General features: G+C 65.1%; 21 protein-coding genes and 1 tRNA gene. 4 read left to right on the top strand and 18 right to left on the bottom strand.

Translation table 11 applies throughout. The features are described 5' to 3' along the window. Positions 1-1,473 (top strand): aldehyde dehydrogenase family protein, encoded by a 1,473-nt coding sequence (locus AC1DGP_RS12165; RefSeq protein WP_441505929.1) that lies wholly within the window; start codon positions 1-3, stop codon positions 1,471-1,473. Between the two features lie 207 nt (positions 1,474-1,680). Here the strand turns inward: AC1DGP_RS12165 and AC1DGP_RS12160 are convergent, their stop codons facing one another. Next, the gene (locus AC1DGP_RS12160) at positions 1,681-2,958 is read right to left on the bottom strand and encodes an NAD(P)/FAD-dependent oxidoreductase (RefSeq protein ID WP_441505930.1); all 1,278 of its coding nucleotides are present in this window, start codon (positions 2,956-2,958) and stop codon (positions 1,681-1,683) included. Positions 2,959-3,163: 205 nt separating this feature from the next. On the opposite strand from AC1DGP_RS12160, the gene AC1DGP_RS12155 reads away from it, so the two are divergent. After that, the gene (locus tag AC1DGP_RS12155; protein ID WP_441489759.1) at positions 3,164-4,039 is read left to right on the top strand and encodes a GNAT family N-acetyltransferase; all 876 of its coding nucleotides are present in this window, start codon (positions 3,164-3,166) and stop codon (positions 4,037-4,039) included. A gap of 104 nt (positions 4,040-4,143) precedes the next feature. On the opposite strand, the gene AC1DGP_RS12150 is transcribed toward AC1DGP_RS12155, so the two are convergent. From AC1DGP_RS12150 to AC1DGP_RS12115, 8 genes are all read right to left on the bottom strand, one after another. Further along, a complete protein-coding gene (locus AC1DGP_RS12150) occupies positions 4,144-4,620 on the bottom strand; it encodes an Lrp/AsnC family transcriptional regulator (RefSeq protein WP_200878107.1) in 477 nt (158 codons plus the stop codon). 115 nt (positions 4,621-4,735) lie between these two features. Further along, positions 4,736-6,130: an aminotransferase class III-fold pyridoxal phosphate-dependent enzyme gene (locus tag AC1DGP_RS12145; RefSeq protein WP_441505931.1), complete on the bottom strand. Its 1,395-nt coding sequence runs from the start codon at positions 6,128-6,130 to the stop codon at positions 4,736-4,738. Positions 6,131-6,179: 49 nt separating this feature from the next. Beyond that, positions 6,180-6,596 carry a helix-turn-helix domain-containing protein gene (locus AC1DGP_RS12140; protein ID WP_441489757.1) on the bottom strand — a complete coding sequence of 139 codons (417 nt, stop codon included), beginning with the start codon at positions 6,594-6,596 and terminating at the stop codon, positions 6,180-6,182. A gap of 162 nt (positions 6,597-6,758) precedes the next feature. Then, positions 6,759-8,222 (bottom strand): NAD-dependent succinate-semialdehyde dehydrogenase, encoded by a 1,464-nt coding sequence (locus tag AC1DGP_RS12135; protein WP_441506010.1) that lies wholly within the window; start codon positions 8,220-8,222, stop codon positions 6,759-6,761. A gap of 20 nt (positions 8,223-8,242) precedes the next feature. Further along, complete coding sequence (locus tag AC1DGP_RS12130; protein ID WP_441505932.1) at positions 8,243-9,169, bottom strand: 2-hydroxyacid dehydrogenase; 927 nt, start codon at positions 9,167-9,169, stop codon at positions 8,243-8,245. A 21-nt stretch (positions 9,170-9,190) separates the two neighbouring features. Beyond that, positions 9,191-10,051, bottom strand: a complete 861-nt coding sequence (locus AC1DGP_RS12125) for a GNAT family N-acetyltransferase (RefSeq protein ID WP_441505933.1) — start codon at positions 10,049-10,051, stop codon at positions 9,191-9,193. A gap of 43 nt (positions 10,052-10,094) precedes the next feature. After that, the gene (locus AC1DGP_RS12120; RefSeq protein ID WP_476832181.1) at positions 10,095-10,820 is read right to left on the bottom strand and encodes a cupin domain-containing protein; all 726 of its coding nucleotides are present in this window, start codon (positions 10,818-10,820) and stop codon (positions 10,095-10,097) included. A gap of 330 nt (positions 10,821-11,150) precedes the next feature. Then, positions 11,151-11,411, bottom strand: coding sequence for a heavy-metal-associated domain-containing protein (locus AC1DGP_RS12115; RefSeq protein ID WP_476776237.1), 261 nt, complete (start codon positions 11,409-11,411; stop codon positions 11,151-11,153). A 339-nt stretch (positions 11,412-11,750) separates the two neighbouring features. On the opposite strand from AC1DGP_RS12115, the gene AC1DGP_RS12110 reads away from it, so the two are divergent. After that, entirely contained in the window at positions 11,751-12,767 is a 1,017-nt protein-coding gene (locus tag AC1DGP_RS12110) for a 2Fe-2S iron-sulfur cluster-binding protein (protein WP_441505939.1), read from the top strand. A gap of 54 nt (positions 12,768-12,821) precedes the next feature. Here the strand turns inward: AC1DGP_RS12110 and AC1DGP_RS12105 are convergent, their stop codons facing one another. From AC1DGP_RS12105 to AC1DGP_RS12075, 7 genes are all read right to left on the bottom strand, one after another. After that, on the bottom strand, positions 12,822-13,892 hold the full coding sequence (locus AC1DGP_RS12105) for an ABC transporter ATP-binding protein (protein ID WP_441505938.1): 1,071 nt from the start codon (positions 13,890-13,892) through the stop codon (positions 12,822-12,824). Continuing rightward, positions 13,889-14,881, bottom strand: a complete 993-nt coding sequence (locus AC1DGP_RS12100) for an ABC transporter ATP-binding protein (protein WP_441489749.1) — start codon at positions 14,879-14,881, stop codon at positions 13,889-13,891. Before AC1DGP_RS12100 ends, AC1DGP_RS12105 begins: the two co-directional genes overlap by 4 nt. Further along, positions 14,878-16,338, bottom strand: a complete 1,461-nt coding sequence (locus AC1DGP_RS12095; protein WP_441489748.1) for an amidohydrolase family protein — start codon at positions 16,336-16,338, stop codon at positions 14,878-14,880. The genes AC1DGP_RS12100 and AC1DGP_RS12095 overlap by 4 nt, the downstream gene beginning before the upstream one ends. 118 nt (positions 16,339-16,456) lie before the next feature. After that, on the bottom strand, positions 16,457-18,046 hold the full coding sequence (locus tag AC1DGP_RS12090; RefSeq protein WP_476832180.1) for an ABC transporter substrate-binding protein: 1,590 nt from the start codon (positions 18,044-18,046) through the stop codon (positions 16,457-16,459). Positions 18,047-18,073: 27 nt separating this feature from the next. Next, entirely contained in the window at positions 18,074-18,982 is a 909-nt protein-coding gene (locus tag AC1DGP_RS12085; RefSeq protein ID WP_441489746.1) for an ABC transporter permease, read from the bottom strand. Beyond that, positions 18,982-19,923 carry an ABC transporter permease gene (locus AC1DGP_RS12080; protein WP_069880300.1) on the bottom strand — a complete coding sequence of 314 codons (942 nt, stop codon included), beginning with the start codon at positions 19,921-19,923 and terminating at the stop codon, positions 18,982-18,984. The genes AC1DGP_RS12085 and AC1DGP_RS12080 overlap by 1 nt, the downstream gene beginning before the upstream one ends. 12 nt (positions 19,924-19,935) lie before the next feature. Then, the gene (locus tag AC1DGP_RS12075) at positions 19,936-21,558 is read right to left on the bottom strand and encodes an amidohydrolase (protein ID WP_441505940.1); all 1,623 of its coding nucleotides are present in this window, start codon (positions 21,556-21,558) and stop codon (positions 19,936-19,938) included. A 358-nt stretch (positions 21,559-21,916) separates the two neighbouring features. Between AC1DGP_RS12075 and AC1DGP_RS12070 the strand changes: the two genes are divergently transcribed. Beyond that, the gene (locus AC1DGP_RS12070) at positions 21,917-22,495 is read left to right on the top strand and encodes a cupin domain-containing protein (RefSeq protein ID WP_441505941.1); all 579 of its coding nucleotides are present in this window, start codon (positions 21,917-21,919) and stop codon (positions 22,493-22,495) included. 156 nt (positions 22,496-22,651) lie between these two features. On the opposite strand, the gene AC1DGP_RS12065 is transcribed toward AC1DGP_RS12070, so the two are convergent. Together AC1DGP_RS12065 and AC1DGP_RS12060 are read right to left on the bottom strand one after the other, a co-directional pair. After that, positions 22,652-23,551, bottom strand: a complete 900-nt coding sequence (locus AC1DGP_RS12065) for an HNH endonuclease (RefSeq protein WP_441505942.1) — start codon at positions 23,549-23,551, stop codon at positions 22,652-22,654. Positions 23,552-23,732: 181 nt separating this feature from the next. Then, positions 23,733-23,806, bottom strand: a tRNA-Gln gene (locus AC1DGP_RS12060). Positions 23,807-23,860 lie beyond the last annotated feature (54 nt).

The raw sequence follows: 23,860 nt of genomic DNA, 5'->3' as shown, positions 1-23,860 counted from the left end.
ATGCGCGATTTCGACCCTGACGCCATCGCCTTCGCCACGGGCCATTTCATCGCCGGCAGCAACATCGATGGCCCCGGTGAAAGGATCAGCGTCACCCGACCATCCGACGCCAGAACCTATGCCGACCTGCCGGTCGCATCGGCGGAGCTCATTGATCGGGCTGTCGAGGACGCAACGCATACGGTCAAGCGCAGTGGCTGGGCGACGCAGCCCCCGCGCGACCGGGCGCGTGCCATGCGGCGCTGGGCCGAGCTGATCGAGGCGAAGAGCGAGGAACTCGGCCGGCTGGAGGCGCTGGGCTCGACACGCCCGATCGCCCAGGCCGTGACCGGCGACGTCGCCAGCACGGCCGAAGGCATCCGCTTCTTCGCCGAATGGGCGGACAAGCTCGGCGGCGACGTCGCCGCGACGCGGGCCGACCATTTCGGCATGATCGTCTCCGAGCCCTATGGTGTGGTGGGGGCGATCACGCCCTGGAACTTCCCGCTCAGCATGGCCAGCTGGAAGGTTGGCCCGGCGCTMGCCGCCGGCAACGCGATCGTCCTGAAACCGTCCGAACTGACGCCGTTCTCGACCGTGAGGCTGGCTGAGCTCGCCGTCGAGGCCGGAATTCCGCCCGGTATCTTCAATGTCGTACAGGGCACGGGCGCAGTGACGGGCGACGCACTCAGCCGTCATCCCGGCATTGCCAAACTCTCCTTCACCGGCTCCACCCGTACGGGCATCGCGGTGATGAAGGCCGCGGCCGAAACCGGCATTAAGCCGGTAACGCTGGAGCTCGGCGGCAAAAGCCCGCAGCTCGTCTTCGCTGACGCCGATCTCGACAAGGCAGCGGATTGCATAGCCAGCTCGCTCCTCGCCAATGCCGGCCAGGCCTGCGTGGCGGGTTCGCGGCTGATCGTTCAGCGGCAGGCCACTGATACCCTGGTCTCAGCTCTGCTGGCGCGCCTCTCGCGCATCGCGCCAGGTCCGACCTGGAAATCGTCGACGGGCTTTGCACCGATCATCTCGGAGATCCAGGCCCGGCGCATCGATGCGATCCTGGCCCGTAGCCGTGCCCAGGGCGCCGAGGTGCTGTTGGGAGGAGGAAGGATCGAGGGGCACGGCGGAGCCTTCTATCAGCCGACCTTGCTCGCAGGCGTCGATACGGACACCGCGGCGGTGCGTGAGGAGATCTTCGGCCCGGTGCTGACGATCCAGAGCTTCGACACCGAGGAGGAAGGCTTCGCCCTCGCCGACCACCCCGAGTATGGGCTCGCGGCCGGCGTCTACACCTCCGATCTCGGCCGCGGCCTACGGGCCGTACGCCAGATCAAGGCGGGCACGGTCTGGATCAACCGCTATAACCGCACGCTCGACTTCATCCTGCCGACCGGCGGGTACAAGAGCTCCGGCATCGGCAAGGATCTCGGCCGGCAAGCCGTCGAGGCCAATCTGCGGCACAAGACCGTGCTGATCGACATCGGTGCGTGAAGGCTTACGGCCACTCGCGCGCAGCCGGGCGCGATCGGGATGGAGCCGATCGATCGCCTCGATTCCGGTCCGCGCTGACGACGGCTTTCCCCCTGCTTCAGCGATGCTGAAGCAGGCAGGCTGAATCCACGAGCCTCATCGTCATTCCCGACAAGCCGCGAAGCGGAGGCCCGGGTGTTCGATGGGGCTCCTCTCGTTGACGCCTCCTCAGTGACGCCAGTCCTGGTAGCGGTAATAGGCGCCGACGAAGGGGAGGAACCAGGGCGGACCGAAATGGCCTGGCACTGCCGGCCAGGCGAGCCCCGCCAGTGGATTCGCATTCACGTCCCCGCCCATGACGCGGGCTATGATCTGGCCCATATGCACCGACATCTGGGTGCCATGGCCGCTGTAGCCCAGCGCATAGAACACGCCGTCACGCTCGCCGGCGCGCGGCAACCGGTCAGAGGTCATGTCGACCAGACCACCCCAGCAATAGTCGATGCGGACGCCGGAAAGCTGCGGAAAGAGTTCAAGCATCCGCGCCTGCAAGATCGCACCGCTCTTGGCATCGGATTTCGGGCTCGACAGTGCGAAGCGGGCGCGGCCGCCGAAGATCAGGCGATTATCCGGCGTGAGGCGGAAATAGTTGCCGATATTCTTCGTCGTCGTCGCGGTGCGCCGCATCGGAAGGATCGATGCAGCAAGTTCGGCCGAAAGCGGCGCGGTGGCGATGATGAAGCTGCCCACCGGCACGATGCGCCGCCTGAGCCAGGCGAACGGCCCCTGCCGGGAGGCCCCGGTCGCAAGCAGCACCTGCCCGGCTTCGATCTCGCCGCGGCTCGTCACGACCCTGTGCGCACGCGCCTTGAGGCGGTGAAGCTCCGTCACCGCAGCATTCTCATAGATGCTAGCGCCACGCCGCGCAGCGGCATCGGCCAGCCCGACACCGAAACGGCCCATATGCATGTGGGCACTGCGCGGGAAGACCAGTCCGCCATGGAATCCGTCGGAACCGATTTCCCGGCGGATATCTTCCGGCCGGACCACGGTGAGATCAGGCTCGACGGTGCGCGACAGCAACTCCGCGCTCTTCTGCAACTTGGCGAAGTGCTCGGGCTTGGCCGCGAGCTTGATCTTGCCGGTGCGGATAAAATCGCAATCGATCGCCTCGCTTGCGACCAGCCTCTCCACCTGATCGACCGCATCATCGAAAGCCCGGTAGAGCGCTACCGCACGGTCCTGGCCCAGGCTGGCTGCGAGACCGCCGAGATCATGGGCGAGCCCGTTATTGCAGTGCCCGCCATTGCGGCCGGACGCCTCGCCGATCACACGGCCCGCCTCCAGAACCGCAACGCTTGCGCCGGATTTTGCCAGGGCCAGGGCCGCCGAGAGCCCGGTGAAGCCAGCGCCGACGATGGCGACATCGACCGTGCCTGCGAGCGGACCTGTGGCGCCTGCGCCGAAACGCGGCGCCGTCGCAAGCCAATAGGGTTCGAGTTTCATCAGCGATCGATCCGCGGGTCAGCGCCGGCTGTCAGGGCCGGAAAGGCGTTGCGATCCGGTCTGCGCAAGCTGTTGCCCAGACGCGGTCCGATTTGGAAGCCCGAGCATGCGACATTCTAAGCCCATGTATTGTATGAATTTTACTATTCTCGAAAGCCAGCGGCGCACCTATACTTGGGCTTCATTCCAGATGAGGCTCGCAGGGGTGGATTACAAAACGGCCAAGCGCCCACTTGACTATGCGATCGATATCCGCGCGATGACCGAGGCCGATCTCGGCCAGGCACACCAACTCTCGATCGCCGTCGCCTGGCCGCATCGCCCTGAAGACTGGCGGCTGGTATTCGAGGTCGGATATGGCCTCATCGCCTGCGACCGGATCGGTCGTGCGCTCGGGACAGCGATGTGGTGGCCTTTTGGCGAACATTTCGCCACGATCGGCATGGTGATCACCTCGCCCCGCCTCCAGGCGCGAGGTGCGGGCCGGCGGCTGATGGACACGATCTTCGAACAATCCGGGCAGCGCGATCTGCGCCTGAATTCGACGCGGGAAGGCTACCGGCTCTACCGCTCGCTCGGCTTCGAGCCCATCGGCCGCGTCTTTCAGCATCAGGGCCGCGTCGAGGACGCAGGCCCCGCCACCGATTCCACGATCTCGGTAAGGCCGGTGGTTGTGGATGATCTTGACGCCATCGCCCGTCTCGATGCGATGGCCTATGGCGCGGATCGGACGCGGGTGATCAAGGCCCTGATGCCGCAATCGATCGGGACGATCCACGAACGCAACGGAGAGGCCGTCGGCTTCGCGTTTTGCCGCCGCTTCGGGCGGGGCCATGTCGTCGGGCCGATCGTGGCGGAGGACGATATGGCGGCGATTGCTCTGACCCGGCCCCATGTCCAGGCACATGAGGGCGAGTTCCTCCGGGTCGACACTGCGATGGAGCAGGGCTTGTTCGGCGGTTTCCTCGAATCCTGCGGCATGATGATCCACGACACCGTGACGACGATGATCCGCGGCAACAATCATGCGGCGCGCGGCACGATGCGCACCTTCGGGCTGATCAACCAGGCCCTGGGTTGACGGTTAGATCATCGGACCGGATATCGTATCCTGTCCGGTGATCTAACCTTCTGTGTTTGCATCGGCTTTTCCGAAAACCGCAATCTACTTTTCGGGCCGATGCCTTAAACGTCGAACAGCACAGGCAGCGGATAGCCCGATTTCTGGATCGGCGTCTTGATGACGATGTAGCTGAAGTATTTCGAGATGCCGAGATTGCGATCGAGCAGCGTCTCGATCAGCGACTGGTAATGCGTCAGCCCGCGCGTGACGAACTTGACCAGATAGTCATAGCCGCCGCTGACCATATGGCATTCCACCACCTCGTCGACGCGACGCAAGCCAGTCTCGAAGCGGATGAAATATTCCTTCGTATGGTCCGCCAGCGTGATCTCGGTAAAGACCGTGATCGTCTCACCAAGTTTCTGCAGATTGATCGTGGCTCCATATCCGGAAATGAAGCCGGCTTGTTCGAGCCGCTTCACCCGCAGCAGACAGGGGCTCGGAGACAAGCCGACCGCATCGGCCAGCGTGACATTCGTCACGCGGCCGTTGTTCTGGAGCTCAATCAGAATCTTCATGTCGATGCGATCGAGCCGCACGCCCGGTGTCACCACGAAAGCCTCACCCCAGCCCTCCCCGCGCAAACCCGAACGGCGAGCCACCACTCCGGTGGCGTGAAACTAAACACGTCGCTCTATCCGAGCAAAGCGAGGATCATGCCGGCTCAACCAGTTTCAACTCGGCTGTGACCTCAGGGAGCGCCAGCATGTCGTCCAGCGTCTGGCGCAGGCGCGCGACAATCAGATCGATTTCCGTCTCGCTGCAGCACAGAGGCGGAGCGAGCCCGATGATATCATCGGCGAAGGCGCGGAAGATCACGCCATTGGCATAGCCACGCGCAAAGAGATGGTCGGACAGCTTCGCCGCGCGCGAGAACTTCGCCTTGGTGACCTTGTCGGCAACGATCTCGACACCGGCGAGCAGGCCGCGCGCCCGGACTTCTCCGACCAGGGGATGGTCGGCAAGCGTAGCGAGGCGCTTCTCGAAATAGGCGCCGACGCGCTGGCCGTTGGCGAGGATGCCACCCTCGTCATAGAGGCGCAGCACCTCAAGCGCGACGGCGGCGCTGACGGGATGGCCCGAATAGGTATAGCCATGCCCGATCGGGCCGCCGGCGGCTGCGTTGTCGGCGATGGCGCGATAGACCTTCTCGCCGATCGCGAGCGCTCCGAGCGGGGCGTAACCCGAGGTCAGGCCCTTGGCCATGCTCATCATGTCCGGCACGACGCCCTCCGCCTCGCAGGCGAACATCGGGCCGGTTCGTCCAAAGCCGGTGATGACCTCGTCGGCGACGAAGAGGATGTCGAGTTCGGCCGCAGCATCGCGCATCGCCTTCAGCCAGCCCTTCGGGGGAACGACGACACCGCCCGAACCCTGCACCGGCTCGCAGAAGAAGGCGGCAACGGTGTCAGCACCGAGTTCCTCGACCTTGGCCCGCAGCGTCGCGACGCTGGCTGCGATGACGGCGCCGTCGTCGGAGCCCGCCGGGTTACGATAGGGATAGGGCGAGGCGATGTAGTGCTGCCCCTCCGCCGGCAGGTCGAAATTGGCGTGGAACGCCGGCAGCGCCGTCACGCCGGCCCCCGTCGAGCTCGAGCCGTGATAGCCTCGCTCCAGCGAGATGATCTGCTTCTTCGCCGGTCGTCCGGTGACGTTGTAGTAGTAGCGGATCAGACGCAGCGCGCTGTCGACGGCATCGGAACCGCCGAGAGAGAAATAGATGTGGTTGAGATCGCCGGGAGTGATCTCGGCCAGCTTGGCGGCCAGCCGGATCGCAGGTTCGCTGCCGAAGCCGAAATAGCCGGTCGCATAGGGCAGCTCGCGCATCTGCGCGGCAGCCGCCTCGACGATGCTGTCATGGCCATAGCCGACATTGACGCACCAGAGCCCCGCAAAGCCATCGATCAGTTCGTGACCATCGGCGTCCGTGATGAAGGCTCCGCGTGCCGACTTCAGGATGGTGACGCCGCGCTTCTCATGCCCCGCCCAGTTGGCGACAGGGTGGACCCAATGCATGCGGTCGAGTGCTTCGAGCGAGTTGACGGTCATGGAGACAGGCCTTGCTGGGGGATCTCTGGATCGAGAGGCGGATGACGGATCAGGCAGCGCCGGCCTGCGTATAGGCAGCAGGTTCGGACCTCAGTCGCGTAGCATGCGCCTGCTCGCGCAGGTAGCGGCCCGGCGTGACCCCGCATATGCTCTTGAAATGACGCGACAGGTGGCTCTGGTCGAAGAAGCCCGCCTCGGAGGCCGCCAGTGCCAAGGGCACGCCGTCGCGCAGCAATGACTTGGCGTAACGGATACGCCGGTGGCAGATGAAGCGATGCGGCGTGAGCCCGACCTGATGGCGAAACACCGTCACGAAACGGCAGACGCTCAGTCCGGCGAGAACCGCAATATCCTCAAGATAGACCGCGTCGGTGAAGTGCCGCTCGATATGGGCGAGAGCACGTTGGATACCGGGGCTGATGCGGCCCGAAAGCGCTGCACCGACATTGGAAACTGGCTCATGCATGGACTGGCTCTTCCCTGCTGACGGCCTGGCCGCCTTGCCAGAAGCCTAGGACCGGGCCGCCATGATGTCGGCTTCAGCGGAGGGGCCGACATGGTATCCCCTGCGCATTTCCGAGGCAGCGACAGCACATCATGCTTTCGGTGCTCTGAGCGGCGCCGCCGCTCAGGCTTGCTTCAGCCCGCCCATATGGAAACTCTTGGTCTCCAGATATTCCTCGATGCCGGTTGCGCCGCCTTCGCGCCCAATTCCGGACTGCTTGATGCCACCGAAGGGCGCAACCTCCATCGAGACGGAGCCGATATTGAGCCCGACCATACCGAATTCGAGCCGCTCGCCGACGCGCCAGGCGCGATGCAGGTTCTCGGAGTAGAAATAGGCCGCCAGGCCATAGGGCGTGCCATTGGCGATCTCGATCGCCTCATCCTCATGCCTGAACCGGAACAGCGGCGCGACCGGGCCGAATGTCTCCTCGTTGGCAAGGCGCATCCGTGTATTCGCCCCGGTCAGCACGGTCGGCGCAATGAAGCGGGCAGGATCGAGGCCAGCCTCCCCACCGACCACCCGCTTTGCGCCGAGCGCCAAGGCATCCTCGACATGTGCCCGGACCTTTTCGACGGCCGCGGCATTGATCAGCGGACCGATACTGACGCCATCCCTGCGACCATTGCCGATCTGCATTGCCGATACCGCTCTCGCAAGACGTTCCGCAAAGGCGTCGTGAACGCCGTCCTGCACCAGGATGCGATTGGCGCAGACGCAGGTCTGGCCGGCATTGCGGAACTTGCTGGCGATGGCCCCTGCAACGGCCATGTCGAGATCGGCATCGTCGAAGACGATGAATGGGGCATTGCCGCCAAGCTCGAGGCTGAGCCGCTTCAGCGTGTCGGAGGACTGGCGCATCAGCAGCGCACCGACCCGCGTCGAGCCCGTGAAGGAGAGCTTCCGCACGGCGGCACTGCCGGTCAGCGTCTCGCCGATCGCATTGGGCAGGCCGGTGACGATGTTGATCACGCCCTTGGGGATACCGGCCCGCGCCGCCAGCATACCGAGCGCCAAGGCCGAATAGGGTGTCAGCTCCGATGGCTTGACCACGACGGTACAGCCCGCCGCCAGTGCCGGCGCACATTTGCGGGTGATCATCGCATTTGGAAAATTCCACGGCGTGATCGCGGCAGAGACGCCGACCGGCTCCTTAAGCACAAGGATGCGCCGGTCGGTGGTCGGAGCCGGCACGATGCCGCCATAGATGCGTCGCGCCTCCTCGGCGAACCATTTGATGAAGCCAGCGCCATAGCGCACCTCGCCCTCAGCTTCCGCCAGCGGCTTGCCCTGTTCTGCGGTCATGATCAGGGCGAGGTCACCGGCATGCGACAGCAGGAGATCATGCCAGCGCTCCAGCAGGGCAGCACGCTCGGCTGCGGGGCGCGCGCGCCACGCCGGGAAGGCAGCTTCCGCGGCAGCGATGGCCGCCTGCGTCTCCGCTTCGCCGCAGGCCGGGATCGTCCCGAGCTCGGAGCCGTCGGCGGGATCGCTCACTGCCAGCACCGCGCCCGACGCCGCCCCGACCCACTCGCCACCGATCAGCGCGCGCTGGACGAACAGGCCTGGATCCTTCAGCTGTTCCACGAGCATGGACTGACCTCTCCTCAATAACCGCGCTTGCGGTCCACCAGCCCGAGCAGCGGTTCGCCGGCGCAATGACGTCTCAGATTGTCGAGCACGACGTCGACCGCCGTCTCCGGCTGGGTCATGCTGGCGATATGTGGGGTGATCAGCACGCGCGGGTCGCTCCACAGCACATGGCCGACGGGCAGCGGTTCGGGCGCGGTAACATCCAGGACCGCTGCCGAGAGCTGGCCGCTGGCAAGCGCGGCGAGCAGAGCATCCTGGTCGAGATGGCCGCCACGTCCGGAACTCACCAGCCGCGCCCCGCGCGGCAGTTTTGCGAAGAGCTCGGCATTCAGCACGCCACGCGTCTCGTCGGTCAGGGGCAGCAGGCAGACCAGGATATCGGTGCGGCTGAGGAAATCGGTCATCCCGTCCGGGCCGGCATAACAGGTGACGCCCTCGATCTCGCGGCGCGAGCGGCTCCACCCCGCGACCTGGAAGCCGAAACCTGCGAGCTTGCGACACGCGGCCTCCCCTAGCATGCCGAGCCCCAGGACGCCGACGCGGCGGGTCGAGGCCGGCCACACCCTGATCGGACGCCAGAGCTGGTCGCGCTGCTGGGCGATATACGGCACGAGGTCGCGATGCAGCGCCAGCACGGACATCGTGACATACTCGACCATGCCGTCGACGATGCCGGGTTCGACCATGCGCACGACCGGAAGCTCCGGCGGCAGCTTCGAAAAATCGAACTGGTCGACACCGGCCCCGACCGAGATCAGCAGTTCCAGATTAGGAAACTGCGCCATGATGTCGTCGGGTGGCATCCAGGCAGCGAGATAGCGGATGTCTGCGGGATCGCCGACATCCGGCCAGATGCGGAATGCCAGATCCGGCGCCTTTGCCGCCAGAAGTCTGGCCCATTCGGCACCGCGCGCGGGATCGGATTTGTAAAGCAGCGCCATTGTGTCCGCCTGCTCCGACAGTCAGCCGAGTGCCTGGTTGGCCAAGGCGTAGAGGCGCATCGGCCCCGGTTGGTCTGGCATCTCGCCAAGCACCATCGACGTGACCAGCCCCGCAGGCTTCAGCCCACATTCCGTCAGCCAATCCCCTAGCCCTGAATCCGCCTGGATATCGACACGCAGGAACTGACCGCGCTGTTCATGCAGCCAATGCGCAATCAGGGTTTGAGCATCGTCGCGCTTCATGGCGACGACAGGTCCGATCACCAGGCCGCGACCGAAGCGGCGCAGGATGCTGAAGCCCACGGGCTGGCCGCTGCGCTCCAGCACGATGCACTCGCCGCAGGCGAGCAGCATCTCCAACATCGGTTTGCGCGCCAGCCCGGTGGCCTGCCGGTCGATCCGCTCCAGCATTTCCAGATCCGCTGGGCGACCAAGGCGCAGCGACATGCCAGCTTGCAGGACGGGCGCCGCGATCGCCGGCGCATCGCCCTGATGTTGCTGCACCCCACCGCAGGGAACGAAGCCCAGCTTCGCATAGAGCGGCTCCCCGGCGGCAGTGGCATTGAGCATCAGCGAGCGCCCCTGTGCCTGCTCGAACAGCGCCTGCATCAGCCGTTTGCCGATGCCCCCACCCTGATGGGCGGGCGAAACAATGATCATGCCGAGCGTGGCATGGCTCTCACCATAGGGCCACCACAGTGCCGTCGCGACGATCTCCTCGCCGAGCGTCGCGACGACGCCATGGCCGAGGCCGATCACCATCTTCCAATCCTCGGCGCGATGCGGCCAGTTCACGGCGCGCGACAGCGCATGGCAGGCCAGTGCGTCGGCCGTCGAGATCTCGCGCAGAAGCAGCGTCTCTTGAGGGGCGGTAGCGGACATCATCGGTTCCATGATCAGAGGCATCGGCCGGACAGTCGCGGGCTTAGCCGCGGACCTCCTGCACGACGTAGAATTTGGCGACATGAACGCGGCTTTCCCATGCGCAGGGCGTCTCCCGGACAACGAAGACGCTGTCGCCTTGCTCGACACGTGTGACGCTGCCATCGGCCCCCGTGAGATCGACGCTGCCTGCGACCAGATGCATCAGCTMATTGACGCGATGCGGGCGCGAGATGCGGTGATAGGGCGTCGAATCCCAGGTGCCTGCCCGGAAGCGCGAGGCCTCGTCGGTAAAGGCGTTGAAGCTGCGGCATTGCGGCGTCGGGCCGATGAGCACCTCGACCGGCGGCGCCGCCGAGGGCGAGAGGGCGGCCTCAGCCAGAATTTCCTGCAATCCAGGCGCGGCCGAGGTCGCACCGGTCATGGCGCAGAAGACGAAGCGCGCACCGGGCATCGCTTCGATCCGCAACGCGGCGCCGCACGCGATCACGGCCCCGCGCCCGGGTGTCAACTCCAGGGCGGCCTTACCGGTCTCGGCAAGACGCAGCAGCCCGGCGACGACAACCAGGAATTCGGTGTGAGGAAATGAGACGCTCTCGCAAGTCCCCTCGAACGTGGCGCGGCCCGCGGCCATGGAATCGGGGCCGGTCCACGCAATCTCGCGGCCCGCGGCAAATGGGTCGGCCGCGCTTAGCCTCGTCGTGACGTGGCTGATGGCAGGCTGCGCGCCCTTGGCGCGGTCAAGCACTATGATTGCGGGCGATGTCATCTGTGGAGCCGTCCAGACGTTTCTTGCGACAGTTCCAGAGCTAAGGCCAAAGCCGCCATGGGGATTGGACCATCTTTCCGGGCGCCGGCTTCCGCCCGGTCCCGTATCGGCCGCACGCCCCCAGGGAATGGGAAGGTCGGCTTACACAAGCGCAGCAGCAACCGCCCCACCCCGCGCCTGAACCGGATGGGGACGGCATGATCTGCTGAGCGCCTGTCATTTTTCGAGACAGCGCGGCCAAGCAAAAGGCCGCGGCATTCGCCGCGGCTGTCACGATTTCAAGGAGCCTTGCCGAACGCGAGCGGAGGCCGGATTTCCGGCCTCACGTGCTCAGGCGTGGGCAGGCGCAGCGTCCGGCGTATAGCCGGCCTGGGCGATGATCTCGCGAACCCGGGCAAGATCGGCACCTTCGACCGAGACGAGGCGAGCCTCCGGGTTGGCACTGACCTTGGCGCCGGGGATCGAACTCTCGATGGCGCTCTTGATGGTGCCGGCGCAATGGCCGCAGGTCATATCCTCGACACGAACGGAAACGCCGGAAACGGCAGCGGAAGCAATCTCGTGGTCATGAGACTGGTGAGCTTGGCACATGGGAAATCTCTCCTGAAGGAATGAGCGCAAAATCAGTGTCGGCCCTTGCCATATGGCAAGGTCAAGCCCGGATTTTCTCCCCACGACAGGTCCTCGGCCGCTTGACATTCCCACTATGGGAAGCCGCACCGCATTGAGCGTTCGTCCAATCAAGGTGGCGCAGATGACGGTAATCATTCAGTCCGAACGGCGGTCAGCGCGGAGGCCCCTGGTCGCGGTCGGGGACATCACCTCGCCCAGGGCCGACCGCGTCGAGAAGGCCCAGCGCCTGCGCCGTTTCTCGCCGCCAATGGCCGGCGCTGCGGTGGCGCCGCTCGTGCCTCAGCAGGTACCCGCTCGATGACCGCAAACCACACCGTCCACATCGCCAACCTCGCGACCGAAATCACCGTCGCGGCGGATATGACGATCCTGAAAGCGGCCCAGCTTGCCGGGTACGCCTATCCCTATGGCTGCCAGGTCGGGCGCTGCGGCGCCTGCAAGTCGAGGCTTCTCTCGGGCGAAGTCGAGCTGCTTCCCCACACGCCCTTCGCGCTCACCGCGGCAGACACGGAGCGCGGCTTCGTTCTCGCCTGCCGCGCCCAGCCGCGCAGCGATTGCGGCATCGCCTGGCTTGGCAGCGACACGGCCGGACATCCCCTGCGCGAGGTTTCGGGACGGGTCGTCTCGCTGCAACGCCCGACGCCGGATATCTCGATCCTGCGCGTCGAATTGGAGGGAGAGCCGCTCGCCTTCACGGCCGGCCAATATGCCGAACTGCATTTCGCAGGCTGCGCGCCGCGCAATTATTCGATGGCGAACGACCCGGACGAGCCGCTCCTCGAGTTCCACATCAGGCATGTCGCCAATGGTGTGACCAGCGGCCATGTCGCGAGCGGGTTGCAGGCGGGCGATCCCGTCCGGCTGCGTGGCCCGATGGGCACGGCGCATCTGCGCGCAAGGCGGACCGGGCCAATCCTCGCCGTGGCGGGCGGAACCGGGCTCGCCCCGATCCTGTCGATCCTGCACAGCGCTGCGCGTCTGCACCTGAAACAGCCGATTCGGCTCTACAATGCCGCGCGGGCTGAGCATGATCTCTATCAGGAGGCCACGATCGCTGACCTCGCCAACCGGCTCGCCGATTTTACCTATATCCCTGTCCTGAGCGACGGACCGCCGCTCGGTGCTCGCCTTGAAGCGCTTGCCGAACTCGAGGGCGTGACAGCCTATGTCGCCGGCTCGCCCCGCCTGGTTGATGACGCCGTCGCAGCCATGACGCGCCGCGGACTTGACCCGGCTCACGCCTATGCCGACGCCTTCTTCACGGCAGCGGACCAAGCATGCACAAACGGCACGGAGATCGCGGTCCGGGCGTGACGGCAAGACGAGGACAATCGGTGTGCGTGGACCGCCTCAGACGCCAAGCCTCGCTCAGTTCACCTGACGACGGTGCGCCTCATAGAGCGCGAGGCGCCTGCGCCGGCTCGGCGATTCCTCCCGGGCCGCAGCCGCGTGGCTGAAGGTCGGCACAGTCTCGGCAAAATGGCACGCGGCGCTGTGCCCCGCGCCGACGGCACGAAGGCTCGGCACGTCACTGCGGCAGCGCTCCTGCGCGAGGGGGCAGCGCGTATGGAATCGGCAGCCCGCTGGCGGATTGAGCGGGCTCGGGACATCGCCCCCCAGCACATTCCACGCCTCGCGCCGGGTCGGGTCCGGCTCCGGAGCCGCGGACAGCAGGGCCTGCGTGTAGGGATGGCGCGGATTACCGTAGAGGTCCTGCTTGCTCGCCAGTTCGACGACCTGCCCGAGATACATCACCGCCACGCGATCGGCCATGTGCTTCACGACGGCGAGGCCATGGGAGATGAACAGGTAGGCCAGGCCGAATTCCTTCTGAAGGTCCTTCAGCAGGTTTACGACCTGTGCCTGGATCGAAACGTCGAGAGCCGACACCGGCTCGTCGCAGACGATGAGCTTCGGAGACAGGGCCAGGGCCCGGGCAATGCCGATGCGCTGACGCTGGCCACCCGAGAACTCGTGCGGATAGCGCGCCGCATGATAGGGAGCGAGATCGACCCTCCGAAGTAGTTCCAGCACGCGCGCACGCCGCGAGGCCGCCGTGCCCTCGCCATGGACCAGCATGGGCTCGGCAATCAGCTCCTCCACCGTCATGCGCGGATTCAGGCTGGCATAGGGGTCCTGGAAGACGATCTGCATATTGCGACGCATGCTGCGCATGGCCGCTCGGTCGAGATGCGTGATGTCGCGACCTTCGAAGCGCACGCTTCCCGCCGTGGGCTCGATGAGCCGCATGGCAAGACGCGCGGTGGTCGACTTGCCGCAGCCGCTCTCACCGACGATCGCCAGGGTTTCGCCTGGATTGATCTGCAGGCTCACCCCGTCCACGGCACGGACCGCACCGACCTGCTTCTTCCGGATCAGGCCCTTGAAGACGGGGTAGTGCTTGGTCACGTCCTCAAGTTCGAGCAACGGTACCGTCATACGAACTCCTCCAGCGGGGCCTTCCGACAGGCGACGAGATGGGTCGGGCCGATTTCCCCGAGCACCGGCATCTCCGCCCGACAGCCGTCATCCGCAAACGGACAGCGCGGATTGAAGCGGCAGCCTTGCGGCAACCGGAAGGGCGGAGGCACGACGCCGTCAATCGCGATGAGCCGCGCAACGTCCTGGTCCATGCGTGGCATCGAGCCCATCAGGCCGATCGTGTAAGGGTGCTGCGGATCGTGGAACACGTCCTTGACCGAGGCCCGCTCGACCACTTTGCCGGCATACATGACGGCCACTTCGTCGGCGACCTGGGCGACGACACCGAGGTCGTGGGTGATCAGGATCATCGACATGCCCGTCTCCTCCTGCAACTCGCGCAGGAGCCTGAGAATCTGGGCCTGGATGGTGACGTCCAGCGCCGTGGTCGGCTCGTCCGCGATCAGCAGGGCCGGCTTGCAGGTCAGCGCCATGGCGATCATGACCCGCTGGCGCATGCCACCCGACAGCTGATGCGGATACTCGTCGAAGCGTCGCTCGGGCGACGGAATGCGCACCCTGCGCAGCGCCTCGATGGCCTCGTCGCGCAGATCGCGGGCGGAGGCCTTGCGGTGCGCGCGCAAGGACTCGACGACCTGATACCCCACTGTGTGCACCGGGTTGAGGCTGGTCATCGGCTCCTGGAAGATCATGGCGATGCGGTTGCCACGAATGTCGCGCATCTCGCTCGGCGGCAGCTTCAGGAGGTCGCGCCCTTCGAACAGGATTTCGCCGCCGGCATTGCGTCCCGGAGGCGGCACGAGGCCCATGATCGACAGGGACAGCATGCTCTTGCCGCAGCCGCTCTCCCCCACGATACCGAGCGTCTTGCCGCGCTCGAGCGAAAGCGAAATACCGTCGACCGCCCGCACCGTCCCGTTGAGGGTCTGAAAGGCCGTCGTCAGATTGCGCAGCTCGATGATCGGTGTGGCCGTGGCCGGGCTCATGAGCGGGCCCCGGAAGTTCGATGCCCGGCTTCGGGAAAGGTCAGGGGCGAGTAATCCGTCACCGGGCGGCCGGCCCAGTCATTCCTCGGAGCGGCCGCTTCGGTCCGCTTCTGGGCTTCGTGCAGGCGCCTCGCAGCGGCGGGGTAATCGATGGTGAGGACCTCGCCACCGTTCACGACAAGCCGGCCATCGACATAGACGCGATCGACCGCGCGCTCGGCCGCTGCGTAGATCAGGCTGCGAACGGGATCACGCCGCGGCTGCATCATGGGATGGGCGAGATCGACGAGCACGAGGTCCGCCTTGCAGTCAACCGCGAGCCGGCCGATATCGCTGCGCCCCAGCGCACGGGCGCCAGCGACCGTCGCAGCCTCGAACAGGTCGGTCGTGCTGAGCGTGCGCGGGCTCTCCGCCATCAGGCGCGCGACATAGGCCGCGTTGCGCATTTCCTCGAGCATGTTGTGGGGATAAGTGTCCGTCCCCAGGCCGATATTCACGCCGGCGCGCCGATAGCGCCCGAAATCACGCAAGGCGATGCCCCGCCGCATGAAGACGGTCGGACAATGGGCKACCGTCGTGCCGGTCTCGGCCAGGAGATCGAGATCGCGGCGACTGTGCCAGGCGTTGCGCGGGTAGTCGTCGAGGAAAATGGCGTGACCGACGATGCTCGTGGAGCCGAGCACGTCGAGCTTCTCGAGCCACTGGATCGGCGAGACGCCATGCCGGCGCGTGATCTCATGGAACTCGACCGTCGACTGCGCCGCATGGATCTGCCAGCGCAGCCCGCGTCGGCCGGCCTCAGCATAGCTTTCCTTGATCAGCCCCTCGCTGCAGGTGTCGATCTGGGCGGGGCATACCATGCCGAACAGGCGCCCCGAGGGGTGGGCCTCGGCCTTGGCGATAACCTCGAAGGCGTGCGCCATGGCGTCGGCACCGGCCTTCTCGTCCCACTCGTATTCGACGACATAGCCATTGCGCGTATGCCAGCGGGCCGAGCGGAACATCGGAGCGAGGCAGACGCGCATGCCGCTCTGCGCCGCGAGGTCGAGCCAGTCCGGATGCGGCACCGACAGATCCGCAACCGTCGTCACGCCGGAGAGCAGCAGCTCGGAATAGGCGACGCGCACGCAATCCGGCACCGCCTCGGCATCCGGACGCAGGATCGGCATGAACTCGTAAAGCGAGGAATTGTAGAGCGCCGGCGAACCGAGCTCATCCAGGAAGCCCTTGTTGAGGGGTTCGCTCGACGGATGCGAGTGAATATTGACGAGGCCGGGCATGACCATTCGCCCCTGCCCATCCACGGTCTCGTCCGCCGGGCCGTCATAGCGCTCGCCGACGAAAAGGATCTTGCCATCCTCGAAGGCAACATCCGCGCCGTAGAGATAGACGTGACCGGCAGCCTGGGCATCCCAGGCCACGACGACATCCGCATTCCTGATGACCGTGATCGTCATGGCATCATCCGTAGAGAGAACAGAGAAGGCGCCCGGGCCGAAGAACGCGCGCGAGAACCGCGCGGCCGACCGGAGCAGGAGATGCGGCGCGGGTCTCCCCCGCGCCGCATCGAAGCGCTCAGCGCTTCAGCTTGATGTCGAGGCCCTTGTAGAGTCCTGCGCCATAGACACCGTGGGCACGCACGCCCTCGACGCGATCGCCCGAGACAACCCAGAGCGGCTGCGAGACGAGCGGCACCCAGACATTGGCTTCGGTGAGCTGGGTCTGGACGGCGCCAATCGCCTGCTTGCGCCTGTCGGCATCGACGGCCGTTGCCGCAGCCTTCAGCATCTCGTCGGTCTTCGGGTCCTTCCAGTTCATCCGGTTCGGGGTCGGCGCCTGGCGGCTGTTGAAGTAGAGGTTCAAGGCCTCGGTCGCCGTCACATAGGGATAGGCCATCACGAAGGCGTCGAATTCCTGCGTGGCGAGCTTGCCCCAGGCAACCGTCGCATCCCAGAGCTGGATCCTCATGTCGATGCCGACCTTGCGCAGGTCGGCCTGCATGGCCTCGGTGATCCGCGGATTGACGTCGTTGCGGATGCCGTAGACCGTGAAGGTCGCCTTCTTGCCGTCCTTCTCGCGGATGCCGTCGGCACCAGCCTTCCAGCCAGCCGCATCGAGGAGCTTGGCCGCCGCCGCCGGATCATATTTCGGCATCTTGGCGGCTGCGTCCTTGTCGAAGTCGAGGACGCTCGCATTGAGGAGTGCCGGCAGGGTCTGGCCCTTGCCGAAGAAGATCGCCTTCGCGATGGCGTCCTTGTTGACGGCCATGTTGACCGCCTCGCGGATCACGCCCTCGCTGGAGATGGGCTTGTCGACCTTGAAGCCCATGAAGATGTCGTAGATATAGTTGTCCTGCCGCTGCACCTGCATGCCGGGCATACGCTGCATCGTATCGAGCGCGATATACGGCATGTAGTAGGTGACGTCGGCCTGCTTGGCCTGGATCGCCGCCATCAGCGTATTCGACTCAGGAATGATCTTCCAGACGATCTCGTCGATCTGCGGCTTCGGATCCTTGTAGATCGGCGGCCCCCAGGTGTAGTGGGGGTTCTTCTTCATCACGAGTTCCTGCCGCGGGGTCCACTTCACCCAGCAATAGGGTCCCGTCGCGTTGAAGCCCTGCACGCCGAAATTGGCGCCGAGTTTCTCGACCGCGTTCTTGTCGACCACCGAAGCGAAGGACAGGCCGATCTGGAAGAGCAGGTCGCTATAGGGCTCCTTCAGCTCGTAGACGACGGTCGCATCGCCCTCCGCGCGGATGTCCTTGACCTGACCGCCGCGGAACGACACCGGCGACTTGTTGGCCGGATCGGTCCAACGCTTCAGCGAATAGACGACGTCCTCGGCTGTCATCGGACGACCGTCGCAGAACTTCACATCGGTGCGCAGCTTGAACGTGTAGGTCGCGCCGTCCGGAGAGACCGTCCAGGATTCCGCCAGACCGGGCTTGATCGTCTTCATGTCGAAATCGACGCTGACCAGCGTGTCGGCCAGCATGTAGAGCGCTTCGGCCGCAGCCGTCGATGTCGAGCGGATCGGATCGTAATTATCCGCGTCGATGACGCGCAGGATCGACAACGGTGCCTTCTGCTGGGCGCAGACGGGCGCGGCGGTGGCCGCAACAGCGGCGGCGCTGCCGAGAAGCAGTGCGGTAAGCCTATTCATGTGAGGGAACCTCCGGAAATTCTGCGTCTATTTGCGCAGCTTGGGATCGAGAGCATCGCGCAGCGCGTCGCCGAGAACGTTGAAGGCCAGCACGACCACGAAGATGACCAGGCTTGGCAGGACGGAGACATGCGGCGCGAAGAACAGGAAGTTGCGGCCGTCCGCCGCCATCGCGCCGAGCTCCGCCGTTGGCGGCTGCGCGCCAAGGCCGAGGAACGACAGGGCCGCGCCGAGCAGGATGACCTGGCCGAATCGTAGCGTGACGAACACGAAGATCGCCGACAGGCAGTTCGGCAGCAGATATTTGAAGATGATGCGTGCGTCGCTCATGCCGAGCGAGCGCGCGCTCTCGATATAGTCCTGCTGCAGCACGACGATGGCCGAGCCGCGCACGACGCGCGCCATGAGAGGCACGGTCGCGATCGAAAGCGCGATGATCACCGCGGTCAGCCCGGGCCCGAAAATGGCTGCGATGGCCAGTCCGAACAGGATGGCCGGAAAGGACAGAAGCACGTCCATCAGGCGCATGAGCAGGCCCGACACCCGCGTGTAATAGGCCGCAACGAAGCCGACGAGGCCACCGAGCGCACAGCCGAAGACGACGGAAGCGAACCCCATCAGCAATGTGGTGCGCAGGCCGAAGAGCAGCCGCGTGATCATGTCACGCCCCTGCCCGTCCGTTCCCAGCAGGCCCATCTCGCCGGGCGCCTTCAGGGTATTGGCGAGATCGCCGCCATAGGGGTCCGACGGCGCAAGCCAGGGCGCGAAGATCGCCCCCGCGATCACCAGCACCACGAGCACCAGCGAGATGCAGGCGCCGACATCGCTGACGAGCATTCTCAGCACCGACGGGCGGCGGACGATGAAGTCTTCGGTCGCTGGCGTCGGCAGCGATTCCGCCTGCCCCTTCGCGAGCGTCTGCGTGATGGAGCTCATCAGGCGCCCCTCACTCTCGGGTCGAGCACGGCATAAAGCACGTCCACGGCAAGGTTGATCAGGATGAAGCCGAGCGACAGCACGATGATCGTGCCCTGCGCCATCGGCAGATCGCTCGACAGGATCGCGCCAACGGCCAGCCGGCCGATGCCGGGCCAGCTGAAGACGGTTTCGGTAACGACGGCGCCGCCGAGCAGGAACCCGATCTGCAGCCCGATCAGCGTCACGACCGGAACGAGCGCATTGCGCAGGGCATGCCGCATGACCACGGCCCGTTCGGTCAGCCCCTTGGCGCGGGCCGTCCTGACGTGATCCGCTCCCAGCACGTCGAGCACCGAGCTGCGGGTCATGCGCGCGACGGGGCCGACGAAGACGCCGCCCAGCGTGATGGCCGGCAGGATGATCGCGAGAAAGCCGTCCCAGGTCCAGAACGGCCCCATCCGACCGGTGAAAGGCAGCAGCGGATACTTGAAGCCGAGCAGCCAGATCAGCGCCAGGCCGAGGAAGAACACCGGCAGCGAGACGCCTGCGACCGACACCGCCATGATGGCGCGATCAAGGATCGAGCCGCGGAAATAGGCGCCGACCGTGCCCATGGCGATGCCCAGCGGAATGGCCCAGATCAGGGAGGCGACCATCAGCTCGAGCGTCGGCCCGATCGTGTTGCCGAGCTCCTGGACGACCGGCACATTATTGATGATCGACACGCCGAGATCGCCCTGCAGCAACCGCCCGACATAGATCAGGAACTGCTTCCAGAGCGGCTGGTCGAGCCCGAGATCGCGGCGGATGGCCTCGACGATGTCCTGTGTGGCGGTTGGCCCCGCCCGCACCTGCGCCGGATCGGTCGGAACCACCTGCATGAGCAGGAAGCCCAGCAGGAGAACCCCCAACAAGACCGGCAGCGCGAGCAGCAGCCGTTGCAGCGTGTGCCGCAGCATTCCGGCTTCCCCCTACTGCGCTGCGGCTGCGAACTGGCCGAGCCGGTCATAGACCACCTCGCCGCCCAGCAGCGTCAGATCGCAGCGCGCATCCATCTCGACGGTCTCGACCGGAGCCGCGAAGATGTCGTGCGACAAAACCGCGATATCGGCGAGCTGCCCCGGCACGAGACGTCCCATGCGGTCCTCGGCGAACTGGGTATAGGCGCCGATCGCCGTATAGGCATGGACGGCCTCCTCCATCGTCAGGCGCTCCGCCGCACCGATCACCGTGTGGCGCTTGGTCTGGCGCGTGACCATCGTGAAGAGGTTCTTGAATGGGTCCGTGGCACAGACCGGCGCATCCGAACTTGCAGCGGGATGCACACCGGCATCGAACCATTTGCGCATCGGATAGGAGGCATCCGCCCGTTCCTGCCCGAGATTATGCACGTAGAGATCGCCGAACTCGTAGATGAACACCGGCTGCGGCACGGGATCGATTCCGGCAGCTGCCATCCGGGCGAGCTGGCCATCGGTCAGGAAGCCGCAATGCTCGATACGGTGACGACGCCCGAGGACGGGGTGCTCGGCACTGTCCGCCTGCTCGATCCCCGACAGCACCTGCTCGATCGCAGCGTCGCCGATGGCATGAATCGCGAGCTGGTAGCCGAGCCTGTGATAATGCGCGAGATAACCGTGCATGTCCTTGTCGGAATAGATGAAGATGCCGCGATTGTCGGGGTCGCCGACGCGATAGGGCTGGCTCATCGCCGCCGTCAGACCGCCGGCGCTTCCGTCCCCGAACACTTTCATGGCGCCGTAGCGCAGGAGACCGACCTCCCGCCCAAAGCGGTATCTGGCCGCGTGCGCGGCATCGCCGATCCCGTCGGCATTGCCATAGATGCAGACCCAGGTCCGCACCGGCAGGCGGTTGGTGCGGGCCATCTCCTCATAGGCCTCGATCTCCGCCATGCCCGCCAGCATGCCGACGCCGGCATCCATCACACTGGTGAAGCCCTGCGACAGCATGTAATGGCCGGCCTGCTCGATGGCCGTCGTCAGCTCCGCGTGGCTGGGTTTCGGCATCGCCTCGACGATCAGGCGCATGGCGCTTTCAGCCAGAAGGCCGGTGAGCTTGTTGTCGCGCCGCTCGATCAAGCCGCCATCGGGGCTCGGCGTGTTGTGGCCGATGCCGGCCTTGCGCATAGCCTGGCTGTTGACGACGCCGACATGGCCGCAGGTGCGCTTGATATAGACCGGATTGTCGGGCGCCACCTGATCGAGCTCGTCGGCGGTGGGATGGCGGCCCTCGGCCAGTTCATTGTGATCATAGCCGCGCCCGAGCACCCACTCGCCTGGCTTCTTCGTCCTGGCCACCGCCGCAACGCGGCGCAGGACCTCGTCGATGCTGCGTACGCCCTCTTCCGGCCGCAGATTGATTTCGTTCATGCTGACGCCGAGCGGCAGCAGATGCATATGCGCATCGTTGAGGCCGGGAATCGCAACGCGACCGGCCAGATCGATGACACGCGTGCCCGCCCCCCGCAGGCTCGAGATCTCCTCAGCCGAACCTGCCGCGAGGACTGTGCCGTCCCTGACCGCCAAGGCCTCGACGAAACCCTCGGCCAGACCGCAGAAGATGCGGCCGTTCAACAAGACGGTGTCCGCTTGAAACATAACCTTACGCTCACTGCTGCATTGTAATGATTGACACCGCTGCGCGCGCAACTTGCCAGACGCAAGCAAACGCGTAGCGTAACGCAGATTTAGCGCACTAAATCCACGACGTTCAGCTCTGTCAGATAATGGAATATGCTCTAGGCAGCCGTCTCGAGCCGCAGAAACTCTTCCATCCTTGATATTTCCTCGGAGTCATTTTCTTATTGGATTGGGGCTAGCATTGCTCAGAATATTTAACAGCGCAAGGGGCGCTGAGCAGGCAAGCGCTGCAGGCTGTGCGGATCAGGTTGCAGGCATTGCGTGATGGAACGAAGACGGGCGGAGACCGGTCATGAGTTTTGACGTGGGTGGAAGATTGAAGGAAATCAGGGCGTCTGCCGGGCTTTCGCAACGTGAATTGGCAGCTCGCTCGGGCGTGACGCACAGCCTGATCTCGCTGATCGAGCAGAATCGGAACAGTCCCTCGGTCGCGTCCTTACGCAAGATTCTCGACGGCATCCCGATGTCGATGGTGAATTTCTTTGACGAAGAGCGCGTGCCGCGAGGCAAGGTGTTCTTCGAGGCGGACGACCTTCTCGACCTGACATCGCGCCTGCATCAGGTCAGCGGCGGCAGCGGCGAGGGCCGCATGTCGTTCCGACAGGTCGGCGACGCCAAGGCGCATAACCTGCAGATCCTGCATGAATCCTACGAGCCCGGCGCCGATACCGGCGTGACCATGCTGAAGCACGATTCCCATGAAGGCGGGGTGGTCCTGTCGGGAGAGCTCGAGATCACCGTCGGCGAACAGATCAAGATCCTTGGCCCCGGCGATGCGTATCTCTTCGACAGCCGCACCCCCCATCGCTTTCGCAATATCGGCGCGACGCGATGCGAGGTCGTGAGCGCCTGCACGCCGCCCTATCTTTGAGGCCTGGGCGCGATTGGCGGCGCCTCGCCGGAGGAGGACCCAGGATCGTCGATGGTCGTTTTCAAACGCCTCTGCGCGCGAGATCAAAGGACCTCGGCCGCTTTGCTGCCGCCGCGTTGATCAATCGCGCAGGCGAAGGGCGACTTGGCAATCTCGTTACTGCTTGAAGCAGGTCTCGCGGTGCCAATTGAGGAAGTGAGGATGCGGACGCTCAACGGGCCGCGCGGGCGCAAATGCGCGGCCGCTTCGGTTCACGAAGGCGCGGATGCCTTCGACGTCGTTCGCATGTCGCGAGACCAGAATGTCCAGGTCATCGGACAGACTGATCAGCCCGCGATCGAACATCCAATGCGCCGTTCCCGAAAGCGCAAGCCCATTGCTGACGATGTCCGGCCCGTTCGCCTCCACGGGGCGAATATGAGCGGCAGCGACCTCGGCACGACCGCCACCATTGATCAGCCTGAGTCCAGTGATCGCACAGCGCTCACCATAGGCCCGCAACACCGTTCGGCGAAATGCTCGATCGCGCACGATCCGCGAGAGCGCGATCGTCAACCGCTCTCGGGCTTGATCGAAGACAAAGGGAGCCTGCTCTTCCGCAAGCCCGCCGGCGACGTTCGGGTCATCGCTTCGCGGCAGGAGTGGCTCCGCATCGTCGAGGCCGAGGGCGAGAACACGGTTGAAGTCGGCCGATGAGATCGGCCGCACTGCGGCTTGTGCTCGCCCCGATATCCGGCCCTCGTCGTTTAGGACGCCGCGCTCGATGACACCGCTCTCGTCAGCGAAGGGGACCGGATTGGCGAAGTCGAGATAGCTGTTAGGCTCGATCACCGCGATGAACATGTCGTGTGCGGCTGGGTCGGGAATGACCTGCTGAACTTTGGCGATGGCAAAGTATCCGCGCGTATTCGCCACTTTGCGCGGCTCGTAGTAGACGATCCAGTCACTGACGCAGGCTTGAACGCGACCAAGATATTGCCGCGGGAACTGATATCTCTCAGCCGGGCTGTCATCGTAGATCGAATCGTATCGGTGGATGAAGACGCCAAACCCCATGGCCGTTGATAGCGCTGTGTGACGCCCCGACGCTAGTCTCCTGTCGGGAGCGGCGCGCGAAGAGCGGTGTTGCCGTACCCTTCAATGAAGGCATCGGAGGTCAGCGGGCGGACATCCCTTTGGATGGCAACCAGACCTGAACAGCTGAGTTCTTGGATCTTCAAAGAAAGCCACTGAAAAGTGGCTGGGGGACTAGGATTCGAACCTAGACAACCAGAGTCAGAGTCTGGGGTCCTACCGTTAGACGATCCCCCAACGGCGCGAACGCCTTCGTTGGTGAGGCGCGGTCTAAACAACCCGCGCCCGCAT

This window comes from Allobosea sp. 05T433, from assembly GCF_056396065.1.
Note: the sequence above shows the minus strand (reverse complement) of the source record. Positions and strands in the feature narration are given on the sequence as shown.